Annotated in this window: 23 protein-coding genes; 17 read left to right on the plus strand and 6 right to left on the minus strand. The window is 36.8% G+C overall.

Annotated features, from left to right (window positions below; all coding sequences use genetic code 11):
- The first annotated feature begins 21 nt into the window (after positions 1 to 21).
- From ilvA to KKI44_RS00180, 9 genes are all read left to right on the plus strand, one after another.
- Positions 22 to 1,290: a threonine ammonia-lyase IlvA gene (gene ilvA / locus KKI44_RS00140; protein WP_410492758.1), complete on the plus strand. Its 1,269-nt coding sequence runs from the start codon at positions 22 to 24 to the stop codon at positions 1,288 to 1,290.
- Positions 1,291 to 1,402: 112 nt separating this feature from the next.
- Positions 1,403 to 2,131, plus strand: coding sequence for a pirin family protein (locus tag KKI44_RS00145; RefSeq protein WP_214589288.1), 729 nt, complete (start codon positions 1,403 to 1,405; stop codon positions 2,129 to 2,131).
- A gap of 188 nt (positions 2,132 to 2,319) precedes the next feature.
- Complete coding sequence (locus KKI44_RS00150; RefSeq protein WP_185205880.1) at positions 2,320 to 2,871, plus strand: NADPH-dependent FMN reductase; 552 nt, start codon at positions 2,320 to 2,322, stop codon at positions 2,869 to 2,871.
- Positions 2,872 to 3,152: 281 nt separating this feature from the next.
- A complete protein-coding gene (gene purM, locus KKI44_RS00155) occupies positions 3,153 to 4,151 on the plus strand; it encodes a phosphoribosylformylglycinamidine cyclo-ligase (protein WP_214589289.1) in 999 nt (332 codons plus the stop codon).
- Between the two features lie 47 nt (positions 4,152 to 4,198).
- A complete protein-coding gene (purN, locus tag KKI44_RS00160) occupies positions 4,199 to 4,765 on the plus strand; it encodes a phosphoribosylglycinamide formyltransferase (RefSeq protein WP_214589290.1) in 567 nt (188 codons plus the stop codon).
- Between the two features lie 412 nt (positions 4,766 to 5,177).
- The gene (gene purH / locus KKI44_RS00165; RefSeq protein WP_076393472.1) at positions 5,178 to 6,695 is read left to right on the plus strand and encodes a bifunctional phosphoribosylaminoimidazolecarboxamide formyltransferase/IMP cyclohydrolase; all 1,518 of its coding nucleotides are present in this window, start codon (positions 5,178 to 5,180) and stop codon (positions 6,693 to 6,695) included.
- 117 nt (positions 6,696 to 6,812) lie between these two features.
- Positions 6,813 to 8,051: a phosphoribosylamine--glycine ligase gene (gene purD / locus KKI44_RS00170; RefSeq protein ID WP_214589291.1), complete on the plus strand. Its 1,239-nt coding sequence runs from the start codon at positions 6,813 to 6,815 to the stop codon at positions 8,049 to 8,051.
- A gap of 209 nt (positions 8,052 to 8,260) precedes the next feature.
- Positions 8,261 to 9,790 (plus strand): glutamine-hydrolyzing GMP synthase, encoded by a 1,530-nt coding sequence (gene guaA, locus KKI44_RS00175; RefSeq protein WP_214589292.1) that lies wholly within the window; start codon positions 8,261 to 8,263, stop codon positions 9,788 to 9,790.
- 89 nt (positions 9,791 to 9,879) lie between these two features.
- Positions 9,880 to 10,398 carry a hypothetical protein gene (locus KKI44_RS00180; protein ID WP_214589293.1) on the plus strand — a complete coding sequence of 173 codons (519 nt, stop codon included), beginning with the start codon at positions 9,880 to 9,882 and terminating at the stop codon, positions 10,396 to 10,398.
- Between the two features lie 51 nt (positions 10,399 to 10,449).
- Here the strand turns inward: KKI44_RS00180 and KKI44_RS00185 are convergent, their stop codons facing one another.
- Complete coding sequence (locus KKI44_RS00185; protein ID WP_214589294.1) at positions 10,450 to 10,905, minus strand: hypothetical protein; 456 nt, start codon at positions 10,903 to 10,905, stop codon at positions 10,450 to 10,452.
- An 81-nt stretch (positions 10,906 to 10,986) separates the two neighbouring features.
- On the opposite strand from KKI44_RS00185, the gene KKI44_RS00190 reads away from it, so the two are divergent.
- Complete coding sequence (locus KKI44_RS00190; protein ID WP_214589295.1) at positions 10,987 to 12,486, plus strand: carbon-nitrogen hydrolase family protein; 1,500 nt, start codon at positions 10,987 to 10,989, stop codon at positions 12,484 to 12,486.
- Positions 12,487 to 12,536: 50 nt separating this feature from the next.
- Here the strand turns inward: KKI44_RS00190 and KKI44_RS00195 are convergent, their stop codons facing one another.
- Positions 12,537 to 12,686 (minus strand): bacteriocin-like protein, encoded by a 150-nt coding sequence (locus tag KKI44_RS00195; RefSeq protein ID WP_214589296.1) that lies wholly within the window; start codon positions 12,684 to 12,686, stop codon positions 12,537 to 12,539.
- 941 nt (positions 12,687 to 13,627) lie between these two features.
- Here KKI44_RS00195 and KKI44_RS00200 point away from each other — a divergent pair.
- Together KKI44_RS00200 and KKI44_RS00205 are read left to right on the plus strand one after the other, a co-directional pair.
- Positions 13,628 to 15,274 (plus strand): ABC1 kinase family protein, encoded by a 1,647-nt coding sequence (locus KKI44_RS00200; protein WP_214589297.1) that lies wholly within the window; start codon positions 13,628 to 13,630, stop codon positions 15,272 to 15,274.
- A 96-nt stretch (positions 15,275 to 15,370) separates the two neighbouring features.
- Positions 15,371 to 16,735, plus strand: coding sequence for a flavin monoamine oxidase family protein (locus KKI44_RS00205; RefSeq protein WP_214589298.1), 1,365 nt, complete (start codon positions 15,371 to 15,373; stop codon positions 16,733 to 16,735).
- Positions 16,736 to 16,754: 19 nt separating this feature from the next.
- On the opposite strand, the gene KKI44_RS00210 is transcribed toward KKI44_RS00205, so the two are convergent.
- Positions 16,755 to 17,102, minus strand: coding sequence for a winged helix-turn-helix transcriptional regulator (locus KKI44_RS00210; RefSeq protein WP_214589299.1), 348 nt, complete (start codon positions 17,100 to 17,102; stop codon positions 16,755 to 16,757).
- Between the two features lie 112 nt (positions 17,103 to 17,214).
- Here KKI44_RS00210 and KKI44_RS00215 point away from each other — a divergent pair, with 112 nt between their 5' ends.
- From KKI44_RS00215 to KKI44_RS00225, 3 genes are read left to right on the plus strand one after another with little or no spacing between them, the layout of a single operon-like run.
- Positions 17,215 to 17,979, plus strand: a complete 765-nt coding sequence (locus KKI44_RS00215) for a type 1 glutamine amidotransferase domain-containing protein (protein WP_214589300.1) — start codon at positions 17,215 to 17,217, stop codon at positions 17,977 to 17,979.
- Positions 17,980 to 18,019: 40 nt separating this feature from the next.
- A complete protein-coding gene (locus tag KKI44_RS00220; RefSeq protein WP_214591061.1) occupies positions 18,020 to 18,430 on the plus strand; it encodes an OsmC family protein in 411 nt (136 codons plus the stop codon).
- Between the two features lie 4 nt (positions 18,431 to 18,434).
- Complete coding sequence (locus KKI44_RS00225) at positions 18,435 to 19,049, plus strand: NADPH-dependent F420 reductase (protein WP_214589301.1); 615 nt, start codon at positions 18,435 to 18,437, stop codon at positions 19,047 to 19,049.
- Positions 19,050 to 19,090: 41 nt separating this feature from the next.
- On the opposite strand, the gene KKI44_RS00230 is transcribed toward KKI44_RS00225, so the two are convergent.
- Both KKI44_RS00230 and KKI44_RS00235 read right to left on the minus strand, forming a co-directional pair.
- A complete protein-coding gene (locus tag KKI44_RS00230; RefSeq protein WP_214589302.1) occupies positions 19,091 to 19,837 on the minus strand; it encodes a pirin family protein in 747 nt (248 codons plus the stop codon).
- 61 nt (positions 19,838 to 19,898) lie between these two features.
- On the minus strand, positions 19,899 to 20,492 hold the full coding sequence (locus tag KKI44_RS00235) for an isochorismatase family protein (protein WP_214589303.1): 594 nt from the start codon (positions 20,490 to 20,492) through the stop codon (positions 19,899 to 19,901).
- Between the two features lie 114 nt (positions 20,493 to 20,606).
- Between KKI44_RS00235 and KKI44_RS00240 the strand changes: the two genes are divergently transcribed.
- Together KKI44_RS00240 and KKI44_RS00245 are read left to right on the plus strand one after the other, a co-directional pair.
- Positions 20,607 to 20,948, plus strand: coding sequence for a winged helix-turn-helix transcriptional regulator (locus tag KKI44_RS00240; protein ID WP_214589304.1), 342 nt, complete (start codon positions 20,607 to 20,609; stop codon positions 20,946 to 20,948).
- Positions 20,949 to 20,981: 33 nt separating this feature from the next.
- On the plus strand, positions 20,982 to 22,334 hold the full coding sequence (locus KKI44_RS00245) for a DEAD/DEAH box helicase (protein WP_214589305.1): 1,353 nt from the start codon (positions 20,982 to 20,984) through the stop codon (positions 22,332 to 22,334).
- A gap of 34 nt (positions 22,335 to 22,368) precedes the next feature.
- Here the strand turns inward: KKI44_RS00245 and KKI44_RS00250 are convergent, their stop codons facing one another.
- Positions 22,369 to 22,803: a lipocalin family protein gene (locus KKI44_RS00250; RefSeq protein WP_214589306.1), complete on the minus strand. Its 435-nt coding sequence runs from the start codon at positions 22,801 to 22,803 to the stop codon at positions 22,369 to 22,371.
- Positions 22,804 to 22,966 lie beyond the last annotated feature (163 nt).

A 22,966-nucleotide genomic window follows, 5' to 3' on the forward strand; every position in this document is an offset into this window, starting at 1 on the left:
CATAAAAAATCGGTAAAATAAATGAAGATGAATAAAACACTCACACTTCCCACACTCGGATCCGTCATACAGGCAAGAAAAAGCATCGAAAACGTGGTAAATTACACCCCTTTGCAATACAGCACCCGTTTGTCGGAAAAATTTAATGCGCATATTTACCTTAAAAGAGAAGACTTACAGCCGGTAAGATCCTACAAATTAAGAGGCGCTTATCACAAAATAAAAACCCTTTTCAACGAAGGCAGAACTTCAGAAGGAATAGTTTGTGCAAGTGCAGGAAATCATGCTCAGGGAGTTGCTTTTTCATGCAGGCAGCTTCAGATTAAGGGAACCATTTTCATGCCCGTAACCACACCGAAACAAAAGCTGGAACAGGTAGAAATGTTTGGCGGTCATTTTGTAGACATTAAACTCTTCGGAGACACCTTTGATGCATCCAAAAAAGCCGCTTTGGATTATGCAGAAACTTCCGGCGCTGCCTTTATCCATCCTTTTGATGACGTTCAGATCATTGAAGGACAGGCAACAGTAGCACTTGAAATTTTAGAACAGAAAAAAGAAGCAACAGACTTTGTTTTTATTCCCATTGGCGGAGGAGGACTCGCTTCGGGAATTTCCACCGTATTTAAACAACTTTCCGCAGAAACCCAACTCATAGGCGTAGAACCGAAAGGAGCGCCCTCCATGAAAACATCCATAGAAAACAAAATCAATACCGAGCTTACTGAAATTGACAGCTTTGTAGACGGAGCAGCCGTGAAAAAAGTAGGAGATTTAACATTTGAAATTTGCAGGAATACACTTTCCGGATGCATTTCCGTAGATGAGGGAAAAATTTGTGAAACCATTCTTCAGCTATATAATAAAGATGCTATTGTACTTGAACCGGCGGGAGCATTATCAATTTCTGCACTCGAGCAGTATAAAACGCAGATCAGAGGAAAAAATGTGGTGTGCATTGTCAGCGGAAGCAATAACGATATTACCAGAATGGAGGAAATTAAAGAACGCGCTTTGCTCTACAATGGTCTTAAGCACTACTTTATGGTAAAATTTCCGCAGCGTCCAGGTGCTCTTAAAGATTTTGTCCTCAATGTATTGGGAACAAACGATGATATCACCCATTTTGAATACACCAAGAAAAACTCCAGAGAAACAGCTTTGGCAATCGTCGGAATCGAGCTTTCCGATCCATCAGACTTCGAAGGACTCAGACAGAGAATGCAGAATCTGGATTATTTTGAATCGTATCTCAACGAAAACCCTGATGTTCTCAATATGCTTGTGTAATATCAAAAACAAACAATAAATCCGCTTAAAAGGCGGATTTTGTCGTTCTTATCTTACATCAACAGTTTAGCCATTTATCTCCTGTACATTTGTATCATAAAATAAAAACATTATGAAAACAGTATATCATAAAGCAGACACAAGAGGCCACGCCAATCATGGATGGTTAAACTCTTACCACACCTTCAGTTTTGCCAATTACCAGAATCCTGAAAGAACACACTTCGGAGTACTAAGAGTATTGAACGACGATACCGTTACGCAGGGAATGGGTTTCGGAACACATCCTCACAGAGACATGGAAATTATTTCCATTCCGTTGGAAGGAGATCTGGAGCATAAAGACTCTATGGGAACTACAGCAGTCATTAAAAAAGGAGAAATTCAGGTAATGAGTGCCGGAACCGGAGTAATGCACAGCGAATACAACAAAAATAAAGATCAGGCGGTGAAATTCTTACAGATCTGGGTATTCCCGAGAGAAGTCGGAGTAGAACCAAGATACGATCAGCAAAGCATTAAAGAAGGCGAAAAAATAAACGGATTCCAACAGATTTTATCTCCAGATAAAAATGACGACGGCGTTTGGATTCATCAGGATGCATGGTTCAATCTTGCTAATTTTACCAAAGGAAATGGCAAAAACTACACGCTGAATAAAAAAGGAAACGGAGTCTATGCTTTTGTATTAAAAGGAAGCGCAAAAATTGGAGACCGTATTTTAAATGAAAGAGACGGTTTAGGAATCTGGGATACTCAAAGTTTCAACATTGAAGCCGTGGAAGACACAGAAATATTATTAATGGAAGTTCCGATGGAATTACCTTCATATCTCAAATAAACCCTTAATTTTGCACCACCCAATCAATATCATTAAAAGTTAAACAGTAAAGAAATGATTTCGGTCAGGGAACCACGAAGTGGTTCAATATGAGTAGCCGTGGGTGAAACCCATGGAAAAAGTATTCGTAATCAACGTACCACGAAATGGTTCAACAAAAATTATTTTAAACAAACAATTAAAAATAAATGAAAGTTTTAGCAATAGCAGGAAGCAATTCCGATACATCGATCAATAAAATGCTGGTTACTTACGCAGCATCATTAATTCCAAACGCAGAAGTAGAAATCGTAGACATGAACGCTTTTGAAATGCCGATCTACAAACACCAGCGTGAAGTAGAAAGCGGAGTTCCGCAGGAAGCAAAAGACTTTGCCTCAAAAATCGATGGAGCAGATGTTTTACTGGTTTCTTTGGCAGAACATAACGGAACTTACTCTTCAGCATTCAAAAATGTATTCGACTGGACATCAAGAATCAAAGACAGAGCAGTCTGGAACGAGAAACCAATGCTGTTAATGGCAACAGCTCCGGGAGCAAGAGGCGGTTTAGGCGTTTTGGAAGCTTCAGGAAAACGTTTTCCTCTTCACGGCGGAAATATTGTAGACACCTTCACACTGCCTTTCTTTAATGACAATTTTGATAAAGCAGCTCAGAAAATTTCTAACGAAGAGAAAGACAGCGAATTAAAAGAGAAAATTCAGAAAATTTCTGCCTTAGAATCTATTCTTGAAAAATAGATTTGAAAATTAATATAAAATTAATATCTTTGCAAAAAGGAAAAAAGATGAAAATTCAGACCACTTTTAAAGAATGTTTCTCCAAGAAAGGGAATATTGTGGACTCTGAAATTCTGAGATAAAACAACGGCCGATAATCTACCAAGATTGTCGGCTTTTTTGTTTTCTGAATTTGAATAAAAAGTAAAAATAAAATGTACCAATTCAGTAATGCAGAAATTTACCAATTCAAAACATTGTTACATTGCTAAACTGATACATTGTTAGATTATTAAAATACTATGAGCAACACGTACAAATCAGCAGGAGTAGACAAAGAAGAAGGATACAAAACCGTTGACAAGATCAAGAAAGCGGTCGGCGAAACACATAATTCCAATGTGTTGAACCATTTGGGAAGTTTTGGGGCATTCTATGAGATCAGAGGATACAAAAATCCTGTATTGGTTTCCGGAACAGACGGAGTAGGAACAAAGCTGAAAGTCGCTTTAGACTCAAAAAAATACGATTCTATCGGGGTAGACTGCTTCGCAATGTGTGCCAACGATATTCTTTGTCACGGGGCAAAACCATTATTTTTCCTTGATTATCTGGCTTGTGGAAAATTAGACTCCGAAATTGCCGCTGAAATCGTTTTAGGAATGGTAGAAGCCTGTAAAGACAATAACTGTGCATTAATTGGCGGAGAAACTGCTGAAATGCCGGGAATGTACCAGCCGGGAGATTACGATGTTGCGGGATTCTGCGTAGGAATCGTTGAAAAAGACCAGATTATTGATGGTTCAAAGATCAAAACAGGAGACAAAATTATTGCGTTGCCAAGTTCAGGATTCCATTCCAACGGATTCTCTCTGGTGAGAAAAGTATTCCCTGATTTTAACGAAGAATTCGAAGGAAAACCTTTGTACGAAACGCTTTTGGTTCCAACAAGACTATATTATAAAGATATTCATAAAATTCTTGAAGAAGTAGAAGTTTCAGGGATTGCGCATATCACAGGCGGTGGTTTATACGAAAACATTCCGAGAATTATCGGTGACGGACTTTGCGCATCGATTGATGCTTCAAAAATCCAGATTCCAACAGTTATGTTAGAACTGGAAAAAAGAGGAGGAGTTGCCCGCGAAGAAATGTTCGGAACATTCAACATGGGAGTAGGAATGATCGTTGTTGTAGATGCACAACACGCTGAAAAAGTATTGCACCTTTTAGACGATGCTTACGAAATCGGAGAAATTACAGAAGGAAGCGAAAAAATCAACTTGAAAATTACCAATTAGATAATGTATTCCATTTTCAAATTAACTAATTTTCAAATTGACTAATCATGAAGAATCTTGTCATACTCGTTTCAGGTTCAGGAACCAATCTTCAGAGAATCATCGATACCATTGATAATGGAGAAATCCGCAATGCAAAAGTATCGTTAGTGATTGCCGACAGAGAATGTTACGGACTGGAAAGAGCAAAAAACCATAACATAGAAAATATTCTGATTCCGAGAGGGAAAAACTTCAGTAAAGAATTGGCTGAAAAAATTCCTCAAAATACAGACTTAATCGTTTTAGCAGGATTTTTATCCATCCTGAAACCTGAGTTCTGTGAAAAATGGAACGGAAAAATAATCAATATTCATCCGGCTCTGCTTCCGAAATTCGGAGGAAAAGGAATGTGGGGACATCATGTTCACAATGCCGTGATCGAAGCAAAAGAAAAAGAAAGCGGAGCAACCGTACACTTTGTAACTTCAGGAATCGATGAAGGAGAAGCCATCCTTCAGAAATCATTCGAAATTACAGAAGACGATACTCCCGAAACCGTCGCAGAAAAAGTTCATTTAATAGAATATGAAATTTACCCAATTGCGATAAACAAAGTATTAAATAATAATTAGACATTAATTATTAGTGATACAAAAAATTCCTCTCCTTTGGAGGGGTGGCAAAAATTCAAAGAATTTTTGACGGGGTGGTTAAAAAACTAACAACAACGAAAGGCTTCGACAAGCTCAGCCTGACAACGCAAAATCTAGCCACTTAGTTTGTCATTCCGTAGGAATCTAAGCTTAGTTGAGATGCTTTCAGCATGACAAACAGAACAGAAAAATAGTTAGTATTAGAGATGTAGCGCTGAGTCAAGAATTTATTCTGAGCTTGTCGAAGGAAATCATCTCTTTAAAGAAAAACACATTTAGATTTTATTATTTCGAAAACAAGAAAAATCTAAGTAAAAATAAAACAGACCGGAGGTGAAAGAACCGGTCTACAGTTTGAAATAGCTGTAAAAAGTAAAAAATCGAAAGTAAAATGAGCAAAAAGAGAGTTTTAATCAGTGTTTCTGACAAAAGCGGGTTAACCGAATTCGCACAGTTTTTGGAAGCCCAGAATTATGAACTGATTTCTACAGGAGGGACGTTCAAACATTTGAAAGACGCTGGTTTAAATCCGATTCAGATTGATGAGGTTACCAATTTCCCGGAAATGTTGGACGGAAGAGTGAAAACATTACACCCTAAAGTTCACGGTGGACTGTTGGCGGTTCGTTCCAACGAAGAACACATGAATACCGTTCAGGAACACGGAATTGGACTGATTGACATGGTAATTGTGAATCTTTATCCTTTCTTCGAAAATGTAAACAAAAACATTTCTCTTCACGAAAAGGTAGAATTCATCGATATCGGAGGACCTTCAATGCTACGTTCTGCAGCAAAAAACTTCGATTCGGTTACGGTAATCACGGATGTTGAAGATTATGCAACCGTAAAAATCGAAATGGAACAAAACGGTGATACGTACATCGAAACTCGTAAAAAACTGGCAGGAAAAGTATTCAACCTTACTTCGGCTTATGATGCAGCGATTTCAAGAATGCTTTTAGAAGAAGAATATCCAACCTATCTTAATGCTTCTTACAAAAAAGTTTCTGACTTAAGATACGGAGAAAACCCGCATCAGACAGCAGCTTACTATGTTTCTACTTTCGAAAACGGAGCGATGAAAGATTTCGAACAGTTGGGAGGTAAAGAATTGTCTTTCAACAATCTTCGGGATATGGATCTTTGCTGGAAAGTGGTGACAGAATTCAAAGAAGAAATGGCTTGTTGTGCAGTAAAACACTCTACACCTTGCGGAGTAGCGATCGGAACTTCAGCTTTGGAAACCTATCAGAAAACTTTCGAGTGCGATCCTGTTTCCATCTTTGGCGGAATTGTTGCTATGAACTACAAAATCGACGCGGCAACCGCAGAAGAATTAAACAAAACCTTCCTTGAAATTGTAATGGCTCCGGAATTTGATGAAGAAGCTCTTGAAATTTTAAGAAAGAAAAAGAACTTAAGAATTATAAAAATTGTCAATCCGGTTTCAGACAAACAGACCTGGGTGAAAATCGACGGAGGAATTCTGGTCCAGGACAATGACAGCATCTTTTCAGATGACATCAAAGTTGTCACAGAAACACAGCCTACGGAAGAGCAGAAAAAAGCATTATTATTCTCTCAGAGAGTGGTAAAATATGTAAAATCTAATGCGATTGTCGTTTCCAACGGAATTCAGGCTTTCGGAATCGGAGGAGGACAGGTAAACAGAATCTGGGCAACTCAGCAGGCGATAGAAAGAGCCAAAGAAAAATTCTCCGGCGATTTAGTATTGGCTTCAGATGCGTTTTTCCCGTTCCGTGATGTAGTAGATTTCTGCGCTCAGGAAGGAATTACGGCAATCATCCAGCCGGGAGGAAGTGTAAAAGATCAGGACAGCATAGATGCTGCCAACGAACACAAAATCCCGATGATGTTTACCGGAATCAGACATTTTTTACATTAATAGTAAAGCAATTCGCCATTGGCTATTAGCGATTGGCTAAAATTATATTTTGAGATTGTTTTTATAGCATCCAAAATTATATATTTGTAAATTATAGACTAGTTAATTAAATAAAGTATGAGAATATTAATCATAGGTGAAGGTGGAAGAGAATCTGCTTTGGCAGCAAAACTTCAGAATGACCCAAGAATTTCTAAAATGTTTTTCGCGAACGGAAACGCTACCACTGATGTTATTGGAAAAAATGTTCATTTATCAGAGATTAAAGAACTTAGAGATTTTGCCATCAAAGAAAAGGTAGACTTAACGATCGTTGGTCCCGAAGCACCGCTTGTAGCAGGTTTAAAGGACGAATTCAAAAAGCACGACCTTAAAGTTTTTGGTCCGAATCAGAAAGTTGCAAGCTTGGAAGGAAGTAAGGCTTTCTCTAAGAAATTTATGCAGACCTATGATATCAAAACCGCAAAAGCAGTAGTATTTGATTCTTATAACGAAGCTAAAGAATATGTTCAGACACACCAGTTCCCTTTGGTTGTTAAAGCAAGCGGTTTAGCTGGCGGAAAAGGAGTGGTAATCTGCGATACTCTGGAAGAAGCTGAAGCAACGATTCACGATTTTATGATTAGAAGAATTTACGGAGATGCCGGAATCCGTTTGGTAATCGAAGAATATTTAGAAGGATTTGAAGCCTCTATCATCGCTTTTTCAAACGGTGAAAAACTATTCCCTTGTATCGCTGCAAAAGACTACAAAAAAGCTGGAAATGGAGATACAGGACCCAATACAGGAGGAATGGGAACCGTTGCGCCAAGCCCGGAATTTACTCAGGAACACTACGCGGATTTCGAAAAAAATATCTTAGAACCTACCATTAAAGGTCTTAAAGGAGAAGGATTCAGCTTCAAAGGAATCATTTTCTTCGGATTAATGGTAACGAAAAACGGAACCTATCTTTTAGAATATAACATGAGATTCGGAGATCCTGAAACTCAGGTTTTAATGGCTTTAATGGAAAACAATCTTCTGGATGTTATTCAGGATTGTATGGACGGAAAAGACATCGAGCTTAAATTTAAAGACGAAAAAGCAGTTTGCCTTGTGATGTGTTCAGGAGGTTACCCGAGAAACATCGAAACAGGTTTCGAAATTGTAGGGGAAGATAAACTGAAATACAGCAAACTTTTATACGCAGGAGCCATCAGAAAAGGAGATAAAGTAGTTTCTAACGGTGGAAGAGTACTGAACATCGTAGCTACAGGAGCAACGTATGAAGATGCCCGCAAAAAAGTGTACGAAGATGCAAGTCATGTACATTTCGATTACGGCTTCTACAGAGAAGACATCGGAAAGTTTTAAAATAATGCCCTGATTTTTCGGGGCTTTTTTTGTTAGAAGCTATTTCCCGCTTTCCGCTGTATCTTTTTTGTCATTGCGAACAAAGTGAAGCACTCAATGGAACTTCTCAGCAATCGCAATAACAAAAAAGGATGCCGCTGCAATCGGGGCTATAATTTCAGACAATTTTACAAAATCATTTATCAATCATTATTCATCAATTATAAAAAATGAACAACGGTATTATCATATTAGATTTCGGATCACAGTACAACCAGCTTATCGGAAGAAGAATCCGCGAGATGGGAGTATATTCTGAAATTTTACCATTCAATACACCATTAGAAACACTGTTAGAGAAACAGCCGAGAGGAATTATTCTTTCCGGCGGACCAAGTTCTGTAAATGCAGAAAATGCCCATTTGGTTGAAAAAGAATTATACGAGCAGGGAATTCCTGTTCTGGGAATTTGCTACGGAATGCAGTTAACAGCACACCTCTTAGGCGGAAAAGTTCATAAAGGCGTAAAAGGAGAGTACGGAAAAGCACACCTTGAAATCGTAAAAGAATCTTCTTTATTAAAAGGTGTTACCAATAATTCTGTGGTTTGGATGAGCCATTTCGACGAAGTGGGAGAATTGCCTGAAGGATTTGAGTTAAACGCAAAATCCGGTGTAATTGCTTCGATTTCCAATGAAGACAAAAAAATCTACTGTGTACAGTTCCACCCGGAAGTTTCCCACACCGAAGAAGGAGGGAAAATGCTGGAAAATTTCGTTTTCGGAATCTGTAATGCAGAGAAAAACTGGAAACTGACCAATTACATCGATAAAACAGTTGCCGAAATCCGTGAGAAAGTCGGAGATCAGAAAGTAATTCTTGGACTTTCAGGGGGGGTAGATTCTTCTGTAGCGGCAGTGTTAATTCACCGTGCCATCGGCGATCAGTTGACTTGCATCTTCGTAGACACAGGTTTACTGAGAAAAGACGAAGGCAAAAAAGTAATGGACAATTATGGAGAGCATTTCCATATGAACATTAAATTAGTGGATGCTTCTGAAAGATTTTTATCAAAATTAGCCGGAGTAGATGATCCTGAAGCCAAAAGAAAAATCATTGGAAACGAGTTCATTCACGTTTTTGATGAAGAATCTCATAAAATTGAAGGCGCTAAATTCTTAGCACAGGGAACGATTTATCCGGATGTAATCGAAAGTCAGTCGGTAAACGGTCCTTCTGCGGTAATTAAATCTCACCATAATGTTGGCGGACTTCCTGAAGATATGGAATTCGAATTGCTTGAGCCTTTGAGAGAATTATTCAAAGATGAAGTAAGAAAAGTAGGCGAAGAATTGGGAATTCCTCATCATCTGGTTCACAGACATCCTTTTCCTGGGCCTGGATTGGGAATCAGGGTTTTAGGAGCAGTTGATGCAGAAAAAGTAATAATTTTGCAGGAAGCAGATGATATATTCATCGAAGAATTATACAAAAATGATTTGTATGAAAAAGTTTCTCAGGCTTTCGTGGTGCTTCTTCCGGTAAAATCTGTAGGCGTAATGGGCGATGAAAGAACATACGAATACACAGCAGTCGTTCGTTCCGCAAATACGATTGATTTCATGACGGCAACGTGGAGCAGACTTCCTTACGAGTTCTTGGATACCGTTTCCAGCAGAATCATCAACGAAGTAAGAGGAATCAACAGAGTAGCCTACGATATTTCAAGCAAACCGCCTGCAACGATTGAGTGGGAATAATTTTGAATGAAATTTTACATATAAATCCTGCCTTTTGGCGGGATTTTTTGTTTTAGTATTTTTGTCATTTAAATTTTTAAAGTTTTACCATGAAAAATATTTTAGTTATAGCTGTTCTATTGATATTGTCTGCCTGTAATAAGAATCCTGAAATCAGCGAAGTTATTGGTCAGAAGAAAATAATTGCTGAGATTGATAAATTTATCGAAGATTCTAATGCAAAGAAAAAAGTGAAATTTATAATTGTGTCAGGATTTGAAAATTCGGAAAAAAAGCAATTGGATTTACTGTTCACGAATCAAAAGCCTACCATCATTAATGATAATTCACCCAGAGTAAATGATGAAATTAAAAGCCAGAAATATGGTTATTTTAAATATAAAGATTACGAGTTTCTTGTAAGTCAGAAGCTTGAAAGTATTTTTAAACTTAAATATGAAGATTTTGACCATATGAAAGAACACTTTACTGTAAAAGAACATTCTTTTACAAAAGAGGAAGCGATGAAAAAAAAGTGGAGAACAATGTATGTAAGATATAATGAGGCAAAAGATTCTATTGAATTGAGTAATATTTCTGAGCTGTCTTTGCCTGATTATTCAAGATAAAATATAAATACTGCCCTTTTTTGGTGGGATTTTTTATTTAATTGGTCAATACTAGTTGTTTTCGTCTCTGACTAAAACTTTCCTCCAATTTCTTTTACAACTGTCTTTCCATGCTTTTGGAAATTCATCGTTATTTAAAGTATTTTCAGAAATTAATGTAAAAATATATTTCTTAGGAACTTTTCCCTTATTTAAAACATAAAAGAAAGGTGAGTTTTTTTGTTTTAAAATTCTATCGCCAATATTTACGCTATCAGTATGCTCGCCGAGAAAAATTAACGTGTCAAATTTATTTTTTCGGAAAATTTTAACATGGCTAAAAAGATTTTTTCTTACAGCAACTTTTTTAATAACCGTTCCATCAATTGATGTCTTAATTTCGGCAATTATAAATTTATCGTTTCCATTGTCTGGTTTGGCAAGTTGATAAATGAAAAAAATAAGAAATAAAGCAGAAAATATTAAGAATAGGTTAATTTTCTTTTGATCAGAAAGATTTTCAAGCATAATTTTTATAACAAATGTTTTTTATTTCTGCAAATTATTAAAAATAAAAATTTTCCCTAAATTTAAATAAAATTACATCAAATGCAAATAGAAACAAGACCATTAACGGTTCAGGATTATGATGAATTGGTCGTTACCATGAAGAGGGCTTATCCCCAAATGTCGGAATACGTATGGTCTAAAAAAAGTATTGAAAAACTTACCCGGATATTTCCTAAAGGACAGATTTGTATTACGGTAGACGGAAAACTCGCAGCAGTTGCCCTTTCCATTATTGTGAACTATGACGAATTTGGTGACGATCATACCTACAGTGATATTACAGGAAATTATACTTTTAACACCCATCTTTCAACCGGAAATGTACTGTACGGAATCGAAGTCTTTGTGGATCCGGAATTTCGTGAACTGCGCCTCGGAAGAAGACTGTATGATGCGAGAAAAGAACTCTGCGAATTACTGAATCTAAGATCAATTGTTTTAGGCGGAAGAATACCTAATTATCACAAGCATAGTGATTTATCGCCCAGAGAATACATCCGCAGAGTTCGCGATAAAGAAATTTATGATCCGGTTTTGTCTTTTCAGCTTTCCAATAACTTTTTACCCATCAGAGTTTTAAAGAAATATTTGCCGGAGGACGAATCATCCAAAGAAAATGCGGTTTTGCTCCAATGGAACAACATTTACTACAGCAAAAAACCAAATACGATGCAGGACAGTATCATTCGTTTGGGATTGGTTCAGTGGCAGATGAGACATTTTAAGGATATTGATGCTTTTTATGAACAGGTGGAATTTTTCGTAGATGTGATGGGAGATTACAAAGCAGATTTCGTTCTGTTTCCGGAATTATTCAATACCCCTTTGCTGGCTCCTTTCAATAAACTTTCGGAAAGAGACAGTATGATTGAGCTGGCGAAATTAACCGAAGAGATCAAGATGAAAATCTCAGATTTGGCGATCAGTTATAATGTCAATATCATTTCCGGAAGCATGCCGGTTTTCGAAAATAATGATTTGTATAATGTAAGTTACCTTCTTCACAGAGATGGCAGAGTGGATGAATACAGGAAGATCCACATCACGCCCAATGAGAAAAAATATTACGGAATGAAAGGTGGAAACGAAATCCGTGTTTTCGATACCGACTGCGGAAAAATAGGTTTAGTGATCTGTTACGATGTTGAATTTCCGGAGCTTCCAAGAATTTTAGCCGATCAGGGAATGAAAATTCTTTTTGTGCCTTACCTTACAGATACCCAGAATGCGTATATGCGTGTTCGCCATTGCGCAGCGGCAAGAGCGATTGAGAACGAATGTTATGTGGCAATTGCAGGTTGCGTAGGAAACCTTCCCGGAGTTAATAATATGGATATTCAGTTTGGTCAGGCGGCGGTTTTTACCCCTTCGGATTTTGCGTTTCCGTCCAATGCAGTGAAAGGAGAGGCAACCCCGAACACAGAAATGACATTAATTGTAGATGTTGATTTAAATTTACTGAAAGATCTGCATCATCACGGTTCAGTTCAGGTCATGAAAGACAGAAGAAAAGATTTGTACGAAACATACCTAAAATAGAAAAACGGAATGCATTTCTGCATTCCGTTTTTATTCTTTCAAAAAAGATCCTAATTCGGGCACAAAACAGCCGGACAGATTAATCCGGGACATCTTGGTCTTCCATCATCAGGACAGCACTTATTAGAGCAGTTTCTGATAAATCCGCTTCCTGCGATACTTTTCATTTGTTCTCTTGAAACTTTCTTTAAATTTTTCATTTTAATAATTTTTTAGCGTTGGTTTTAAATATTTTGTCATGGTAAAGTTAAAGAAAAAAATGATAGAATATTCATTTAGAGCTTTTTCCCGCTATCCACTGTATCTTTTTTGTTACTGGCTCCGCTTCGCTTAGCCCGCAACAAAAAAGGATGTCGTTTCTATCGGGGCTATGGTTGGAAGTTGCTTTATTAACATTAGGAAATAACCACAGAGTTTGTCAATCCTTAGAAATCTAAGCGCAAATCTTTCAGTCTTATATTTCTCTAATACTAAGTTTAGATTCCTGTGAAAAGACAAACTAAATTGAAAAGATTGAACAGCTTTATTATCATTTGCTGAGTGAAATCGAAGATCCGAAGTAGTAAAACGCCGTTGCAAACGAAAAATATTTTCAATCCTTTTAAATAAAATCCTCGTGATCTTTGTTTTAGAAAATAGATTCTTCAATCTGCTACGCCTCTTTCAGGATGATATATCGTATTTAATTAAATTTACTTCAAAAATTTGCGATAAGAAAAACTTGCATTACACTGCTATCATTTGCTGAGTAAAACGCCATTGCGAACGAAAAATATTTTCAATCATTTTAAATAAAATCCTCGTGATCTTTGTTTTAGAAAATAGATTCTTCAATCTGCTGCGCTTCTTTCAGGATGACATATCGTATTTAATTAAATTTACTTCAAAAATTTGCTATAATAAAAACTTGCATTACACTGCTATCATTTGCTGAGCAGAACGCCATTGCGAACGAAAAATATTTTCAACCTTTTTAAATAAAATCTTTGCGATCTTTGTTTTAGGAAATAGATTATTCACTGCGTTGCGCCTCGATCAGAACAAACTGAAAGGGAAATTATAAAAAAGCGATTTAAAATAGAAAATTAATTATTATCAATAGGAACAATTTTTGAATTAAATTGCAACTACATTTCAGACTATGTTCGATAAACAGCAAAGAAAATTAAAAAGATCTGCCCGGTTAATTTCCGTGTTAAGCAAATACGGCTTCAAAGATCTGTTGGCAAGAATGAACGGGGGAAATAAAGAGGAAATTCCCGCCAATTCCGATGAAGTCGTATCAAAAGGAACTGTTTACGAAAGAATCCGGCTCGTTTTGGAAGAACTGGGACCAACTTTTGTAAAGCTCGGACAGTCTTTCAGCAACAGAGAAGATCTTCTTCCGCCGGAACTTCTTCAGGAACTGCAGAAACTTCAGGATAAAGTGGAAACGGTTGAAATGAATGTGGAAGAAATACTGGAAAACGAATTCAGTATGTCGGTGAAAGATCATTTTGCGGATATTCAGAAACAGCCTTTGGCAACAGCATCGATTGCGCAGGTTTATAAAGCAACATTAATTGATGCAACAGAGGTTATTCTGAAAATTAGAAAATCAGATGTTCAGTCTGTGATTGAAGACGATTTACTGCTCATCAAAGATCTGGAAAAGCTGGTCTCTTCTTATTCCGAAATAGGAGAGAAGCTCAATCTGAAACAGGCGATTTCCACCTTTGAAAAATCTTTACTGGAAGAAGTTTCTCTGATTAATGAAAAGGAAAACATCCTGCAGTTCAGAAGAAATTTTAAAAACAGCAAAGAAACCTACGTTCCAAAGGTTTATGAAGAATTTTCCAACAATAATGTTCTCTGTATGGAATTTATTGATGGGATTAAAGTGACGGATACTGCATCTCTTTTACAATACGATATTGATCCTGTAAACATTTCCGAAACAGGTCTCAGACTTTTTGTCTCTCAGATTTTAGACTATGGATTTTTCCATGCAGATCCTCACGCAGGAAATATTTTAGTAAAAAAAGACGGAAAAGTAGTTTTTATTGATTTCGGTGCAGTTGGAAAAATCCCTCCGAATGACAAGGAAGTCCTTGAAAATCTTATTGTAAGTTTTGTAGCCAAAAATCCGCATAAAATTGTACGTTATCTGAAGAAAATGGCTATCAGTTATGAGATTCCGGATGAAAGAAGATTTGAAAATGATGTGGAAGATATTCTGAATTTCGTTCACAGCTCATCCTTAAAAGAAATTAATGCACAGGTCATCATCAATAAAATGAAAGATGTTCTGAAAGACAACCGTCTTCATATGCCGGATTACTTTTATCTTTTATTCAAAGGGATCAGTCTTATTGAAGGAGTGGGAAGAACTATAAATCCGGACTTGGATGTGGTAAAAAGTCTTCATCCTTACACCAAAAAAATATTTACTAAAAAAATAAGTCCGAAAAATATTGTAAAAACAGGAATGGACAGAATGCTCATGTTTACAGACAGTGTAGATGAAATTCCCAAAGAACTGCGTTCTGTTTTACAGAAATTAGACGAAAATAAATTCACCGTTTCCAGCGAAATAAAGAATATTGAAAAAACAAACCAGCTGATAAAATCAAGCATTATCAATCTTATTCTGGCAATGATTTTAGGCGCAAATATCATTGCAACGGCAATTGTATTTACTTCAGAATCGGGTCCGAGAATCGGGGAGTTGTCTTTGGTAGCTGTTTTAGGATTTATATTTTCTGTATTTTTAGTAATTGTTATTTTACTGAGGGTTACGAGAAAGTAATTTAAAACTGAAAAACTATTCAGAGCTTATTAAATTTTTGACGTGCCGTGAAAAACAGATTTAAAATTGAATATATTTGTTTTTCAAAAAATACAAATGCAACGCAGAAAATTTATTAAGAATACTTTAGCAGGTCTTCCCCTTATATTTTTAGCACCTTCTTTGCTGGCAAACTCATGTTCTTCGGAAGATGAAACTGAAACTCCTAACGGAAAATCTGTCATCGTTATTGGAGCTGGAATTTCCGGTCTTGCTGCAGCCAAAAAATTGAAAGAAAAAGGCTTTGAGGTTACAGTTTTAGAAGCTCAGGAGAAAGTTGGAGGAAGATTAAAGACCAACAGAAGTCTGGGAATTCCTTTTGATGAAGGAGCAAGCTGGATTCACGGAATTAATGGCAATCCGATAACAAATCTTGCGCAGCAGGCAGGAATGCAGACTTTTGAAACGGTTGATGACAGCAGAAAATCTTACGATATTGGAGGAATTCTGCGGAGTAATACCGTATTTGATAATACGGAAACCGAATATTACAATATTCTTTCCACTTTAAAAAACAGCGGAAATCCGGCGCAAAGCTTTCAGACCGTTTTTCAAAATTTATATCCGGATAAATTCAACAACAGGCTATGGAAATTTTTTCTTTCTACCTACTTCACTTTCGACAGGGGAGATCTGGATAAGGTTTCTTCCGTGCTTTATGATGAAGGAGAAGAATTTGGAGGAGTAGAAAAAATAGCAACCAATGGTTATGATACGATTGCCAGTTTTTTATCTTCCGGATTAAATATCAGACTCAATGAAAGAGTTAGCAAAATAGATTACAGCAATGCCAAAATAAAGATAACTCATAACGGAAGTATTTCAGAGGCAGATTATGTAATTGTAAGTGTTCCGTTGGGGGTTTTAAAAGCCAATAAAATTGAATTTCTTCCCTCACTTCCTGCTGCAAAGCAAAACGCTATCCAAAAAGTGGGAATGAACTGTGTAAATAAATTTCTTTTAATATGGAACACTGCTTTTTGGGATGATGTACAGTATATTTCTTACACACCTGAAATTAGAGATAAGTTTAATTATTTTGTGAATGTAAAGAAATTCAGTCCAAATGCAAATGCTTTAATGACTTTTGCCTACGCAGATTATGCAAGACAGACAGAGACGATGTCAGATTCTCAGGTTATCTCAGAAATCATGAGTCATCTGAAAGATATTTATGGAAACAGCATTCCGAATCCGGTAAATTTGCTGCGTACCAAATGGCAGAATAATGAAAATTCTTTCGGTTCCTATTCCTATACGGCAGTCGGTACAGAAATGTCTCATTTCGATGATTTGGCAGAAGAGGTAAACGATAGACTTTTCTTTGCCGGAGAACACACGGAAGCAGATTATTTTTCAACCGCTCACGGTGCTTACTTAAGCGGAATTCGGGAAGCTGATAAAATTATAGCGCTGCTTTAAATGAAGTAATAGACTTAAATTATTTTTCTTCAATTCCGAAATCTTTCATCAGCTCAAATCCGTAATTTCTTAAAGTTGAAATAATTTCTACAGCTTTTTTACCGCGTTCTGTAATATTGTATTCAGTTCTTGGAGGAACTTCCGGAAATATTTCTTTGGAAATAAAGCCGTCTTCCAGCAATTCTTTTAAACTCTTAGAAAGCATCCTGTCTGAAATATGAGGAATGCTGTTAGCCAATTCCGAGTAACGCCATGCTTTGTCTTTCAGACGCCAGAGAATAGGCATTTTATAGGTTCCGCCTATTTTGCTCATGGCAAATTCAACAGGATTGTGAAAAAGGTGCTTATCCGAAACAAAATCAGGCATACTTACATTTTTGTGTGTTTCTTACAAAGATAGCCATTATTGATTTTCTTTCCTACTCAGAATTATCTTTGTTTCATCAAAATTAGAGATTTTAAAATCAAAAAAACAAAAAATGGAAAAAGTAAAAGAAGTAAATAGTTATGTTCATTTTCACGGAGCTCCCGTAAAAGGTAAAATTCTGATGGTGGCAAGCTCGCCGAGTGTGAGTAAACAGACCAATTGGCCAATCGGTTTCTGGGCAGCAGAATTAACTCATCCTTTAAGAGTCTTTCAGGAAGCAGGTTACGAAGTGGAACTGGTTTCAACAGAAGGAGGAAAACTGGAAATGGACGGCTATTCCAATCCTTTGGACGAAAGCGGTTATTCTACACATGATGTAATTTCTTTAGGGTACATACAGAAAACTGACTTTAACGAGATGCTTGAAAATACAAGAAAACTGACTGAAGTTAATGCAAAAGATTATGATGCGGTTTTTCTGGTTGGCGGACAGGGACCGATGTACACTTTCAGAGGAAATAAAGATCTGGAACAATTATTTGTGAGTTTCTATGAAAGCGGAAAGCCAAGCGCAGCGGTTTGCCATTCAACAACATTATTATTGGAAGCTAAAAAATCAAATGGTGAATTATTAGTAAAAGGAAAAACCTGGACCGGTTTTGCTGACGCAGAAGAAGAGTTTGCAGATCAGGCGGTCGGAATGAAAATTCAGCCTTACAGAATTGAAGAAGAAGCTAGAAAATTACAGGAAACAACATTTAAAGTTGCGGCTCCGTTTAGTTCATACGCTATTCAGGACGGGAATTTAATTACCGGACAACAGCAGAATTCGGGAGCGGCTGCTGCAGAATTAGTTGTAGCGCTTTTAAGTAAATAATGTATTACGGTTTAAGATGGATTAAATAAAATATATGCAGATCAAAAGAAAATCAACCGCAGTGTGGAGCGGAACCGGGAAAGACGGAAAAGGAAATCTTACAACACAAAGTACAGTTTTAAACGAAACCCAATATGGTTTTAATTCTCGTTTTGCTGACGGAATAGGAACGAATCCTGAAGAACTGATTGCTGCAGCTCACGCCGGTTGCTTCAGTATGAAACTGGCGTTTAATTTACAGGCTGCAGGTTTTTCGGCAGATGAATTGAAAACTGATTGTGAAATCGTTCTGGAAGATGGAAGCATTACTCAGTCTAACATTACTTTGGCAGCAAAAGTTTCCGGAATTGAAGCTGAGAAATTTGAGGAGCTTGTAAAAGATGCTGAAGCCAATTGTCCGGTTTCTAAACTGCTGAATGCAAAAATTACCGTAAATTTCACGTTAAACTAAAAGTATGAATATAGCAATCATCGGCTCCGGAAATGTTGGCGGAGCTTTGGCTCAACAATGGATAAAAGCGGGTCATACTGTTTTAATAGGCGCGCAATTTCCTTTAAGTGAAAAAAATATTTCCCTTGCAACAAAAATCGGGGAAGATCGCTTTGCGGTGATCGAAAATGCGGTGAAGCAGTGTGAAGTAATTCTTATCGCAACACCTCCAACGGCGATTTTTGAAGTGATTGAACAGTTAGGCGATGTTTCGGGAAAAGTAATTATTGATGCTACCAATGCAGTAATGAAGTCTCCGGAACCTTACAAAACAGTGTATCACGCTTTGGCAGATAAAACCAACGCAGAAATCGTAAAATGTTTTAACACAACAGGTTTTGAAAATATGCTCGATCCGATATACAATGGTGAAGGAATCGATATGTTTATGGCAGGAGACAGCGAAAAAGCAAAAGAAGTCGCTAAAAGGCTTGCTTTGGATTGTGGTTTTGCTTCCTGTACAGACTTTGGAAAAGCGGATAAAGTAGAACTGCTGGAAAAATTTGCACTTTCGTGGATCAATCTCGCCATTATGCAAGGTTACGGAAGAGATATGGCTTTTAAGATTTTGAAAAGATAAATTATAAAAAAGGCTGAAGTTTAAAATTTCAGCCTTTTTGTTTATCTTTTCATTCCGCTATACATTCCGTTTCTTGTAAACTTTGAGTTTTTATCAATTTCAAAACAAACAAGTATGCAGGTTTCATCTACAGATAAAATTTGGGACTTATTATCAAGAATGACGCTGTCACCTTGCTGCAAGAAAGTTTCATTTACATTCACTTTTCCGTCGAAAATATAAATAAAATATACAGAGTTTTCAAAATACGAATCGGGTAATCTGATGTTGTTTTTTTCCGCTTCCATATCATACACCAAAATATTGCTTTTGATTTCAAGCGATGCATTACTGCCTTTTACACCTGCTACGAGCCGCCATTCATTCTTGCTTAATTTTCCGGCATTGGCAAACTGTACCTGTGGCAGATCGTCTTCGTTCTCAGGTCTTATAAAAATCTGCAAAAGCCGTACATCTTCTGTAAATCTCTCAGCAGGAATACTTTCTTCGTGATAAATACCGCTTCCTGCATTCATCAGCATTAAATTCTCCGGTGTTACTGCGATTTCCTTACCCGTGCTGTCTTTGTGGAGCATTGTACCGCTTCGCATCAGCGTAAGTATTTCGTCATTTTTGTGAGGATGCATCCCTACAAATGCGCCCGGTTTAAGATGAGCATCATCAAATCTGCCTAAATTATAAAATCCAAGATCATGATCAGCCGTATTTCTTCCGGGAATTACAATATTAATATGAAAATCTCCGTGTCCGGCTTTTTGTCTTTCAGAAGCTTTATTTATTGTGAACATAAAAAAGTTATTAAAAAAAAAATAAATGAATCCTTAAATTGAGAACCCATTTATTCTTAATTTATGCCATAGATGGTAAAACATCAGAAAACAAGATACCTAATAATTCTCCGCCTTCCGGTCTTGCCCAGTCTTCAGCAATTTCTGCCATAAGCGTATTAGTGGCAGTTAAAACAACTCCTGCTTTTGCCATTCTCTGCTGGCTTAGTTTTTCACTTAAATCAAACGGAGAACCGGATGCATCCATTACAGCCTGTACATTAAAACCTTCTTCAACAGCACTGATAGCCGGATAAACAAGACAGACATCCGTTGTTACTCCTGCCATAATTAAATTTTTCTTTCCCGTTGCCAAGACTGCATCCCGAAAATCTGTATGCTCCCAACAGTTTACAATTCCTTCTCTTTTTATTCTTTTTTCGAATGCCTCAGGAAGAATTTCTGCTAATGCGGGCATTAAAGGTCCTTGTGCGGCATATTCCTGACTGCCTGTAAATATAACAGGAATATTAAGAACTTTTGCCATTTTTGCCAAAGCCAGTGTTTTCTTTTCAACTTCTTCCAGAGGAATATTTTTGATGAGTTTCATTGTTCCCACTTGGTGATCTATAAGCAATAAAGCGGTGTTGTCTGATGTGAATTTTGTTGTATTCATTTGTTTTGTTATTTTAAATATGTATTGCAAAATTAAAATGCTTACTATACTTTTGCAATAAGTGTATAAAATGTATATTAGTATACTTTAATATAGTTATTTAAATAATAGGCAATGCAAGAGAAAATAGAAATTCAGCCGGTAATGGATGCACTGGAAGTTATTGGCGGAAAATGGAAGTTTCCCATTTTATATAGTTTATGCAGCGGAAAAAAGAGATTTAAAGACTTATTGGGAGATATCGGAAAGATTACGCCCAAAATGCTTAGTCTTGAACTAAAAGATTTGGAAATAAACGGGCTGATAACCAGAACGGCTATTGCAACTGTTCCTGTGACGGTAGAATATGAAATGACGGAGTATGGTCTTACATTAAAACCTGTATTGGTTCATATTCAGGATTGGGGCAAAAAACACCGCGAGAAAATTATTAATGAAAGCAGGAATGCAAAATAAGGGCTTCAAAAATTAATTGTCTATCTTTGCAAAATGGAAAAACTCACTTTTGCAGATTTTGACCTTCCGGTTAAAATTCTTGATGTTTTAGCAGATCTTAATTTATTTGAACCTACTCCTATTCAGGAAAAGAGCTTAAAACCCATACTTTCCGGACGTGATGTAATGGGAATTGCACAGACGGGAACAGGAAAAACTCTGGCGTATCTTTTACCTGTTCTTAAAACATGGAAATACAATAGATCGGGGAATCCTACGGTTTTGGTGCTTGTTCCTACGAGAGAATTGGTGGTACAGGTTGCAGAGATTGTAGAAAAACTGACGGAAAATACCACTGCAAGAGTAATCGGGATTTACGGAGGAAAAAACATCAATACCCAGAAATTGTTATTTGATAACGGATGTGATATTCTGGTAGGAACTCCCGGAAGAGTAATGGATTTGGCGATCGATAATGCCATTTCTTTAAAGGAAGTTCAGAAACTGATTATTGATGAGTTTGACGAAATGCTGAACCTTGGTTTCAGACCACAGCTGACGCATATTTTCGAAATGATGAAAGAGAAAAAACAGAATATTCTTTTTTCTGCAACCATGACGGAAGCTGTTGATGAAATGCTGGATGAATATTTTGCAAGCCCTGTCGAAATTTCACTGGCAAAATCCGGAACGCCGCTTGAAAAAATTGAGCAGACTGCTTACAAAGTAGAGAATTTCAACACCAAGATCAATCTATTGGAGCATTTGCTGAAAACCGATACCGATATGTCCAAAGTATTGATTTTCACCAATAATAAAAGAAATGCAGATCTTTTATTTACAAAAATTGATGAACTTTTTCCTGAGCAGTTTGATGTGATCCACTCCAATAAATCGCAGAATTACAGACTGAAAGCAATGAAAAGCTTTGAAAATGAAGAGATCAAAGGGTTGATTACGACAGATGTCATGGCAAGAGGTCTTGATATTTCGGATATTACCCATGTTATCAATTTTGAAACGCCGGATATTCCTGAACAGTATATTCACAGAATCGGTAGAACGGGTAGAGCGGACAAAGATGGTAAAGCCATAACTTTCGTCACCAAAAAAGAAGAAACTTTAGCTCTTGACATAGAATTATTAATGGATAAGGAACTGAAATACATCGATTTCCCGCAAGAAGTAAAAATAAATCCTAAAAAGATTGCTTCAGAGGAAGAAACGGTAATCATGAAAAATCCTGTGAAGGTAAAACTAAATGAAGGAGGAGGAGCTTTTCATGAAAAGAAAGCGAAAAATACCAAAGAAAACTGGGGCGGACCTTCCAAAAGAAAAGCACCCAAAAAATTTGGAGCCAACAGAGCACAGCAGAAATCAATCTCTAAATCTAAAAAGAAGAAATAAAAAAACTCCCGAAATTTTTCGGGAGTTTGCATTTTTATCGGATCAGGACAAGAACTATTTTGTCGTCAATTCCGTCTCCGTCTTCATCACTGTAATCTGAAACAATATGCATTTCATAATTGGTAAGCTTTAGAACTTCACTGGATTCACCGTCTATAACGATCTGCTTGTTTAGCGGGTCATAAGAATAAGAAGAAGTATCTGTTCCCAGATTTTCACAATTTCCGCTCATTCCTTCATCAAAAATGTTGCTTACCATTGTGTTGTTCGATTTAAAATCAAACGTACTTTTTTTGTAGCAGCTTGAAGAAGGATCATTATAAATAGTACTTCCGTTTTTTCCGGAAACTGCCATTTCTCTGGAAGGCTTCCAGACTCCTACAACAGATGCATATACATCGTCATCATCACTTTTGCAGGCTGTGAAAAGAAAACCTGCCGAAACAGCAAGAAATAAGATTTTTTTCATGGTTTAAACTAATTTTTAAGGCTGCAAAGAAAAGGAAAAAAACTTTTCACACAAAAAAAATCTTTCAATAAAATAATCATCGAGTTTGTTTAAGCTTTTTAACCGCAAAAAGATGCAAAAGATTTTAACACATTAGTTATTTAAGCTTAATACTTAAGTGGAA

The sequence above is a fragment of the Chryseobacterium sp. ZHDP1 genome, from assembly GCF_018603435.1.
GTDB classification, from domain to species: Bacteria; Bacteroidota; Bacteroidia; order Flavobacteriales; family Weeksellaceae; genus Chryseobacterium; species Chryseobacterium indicum.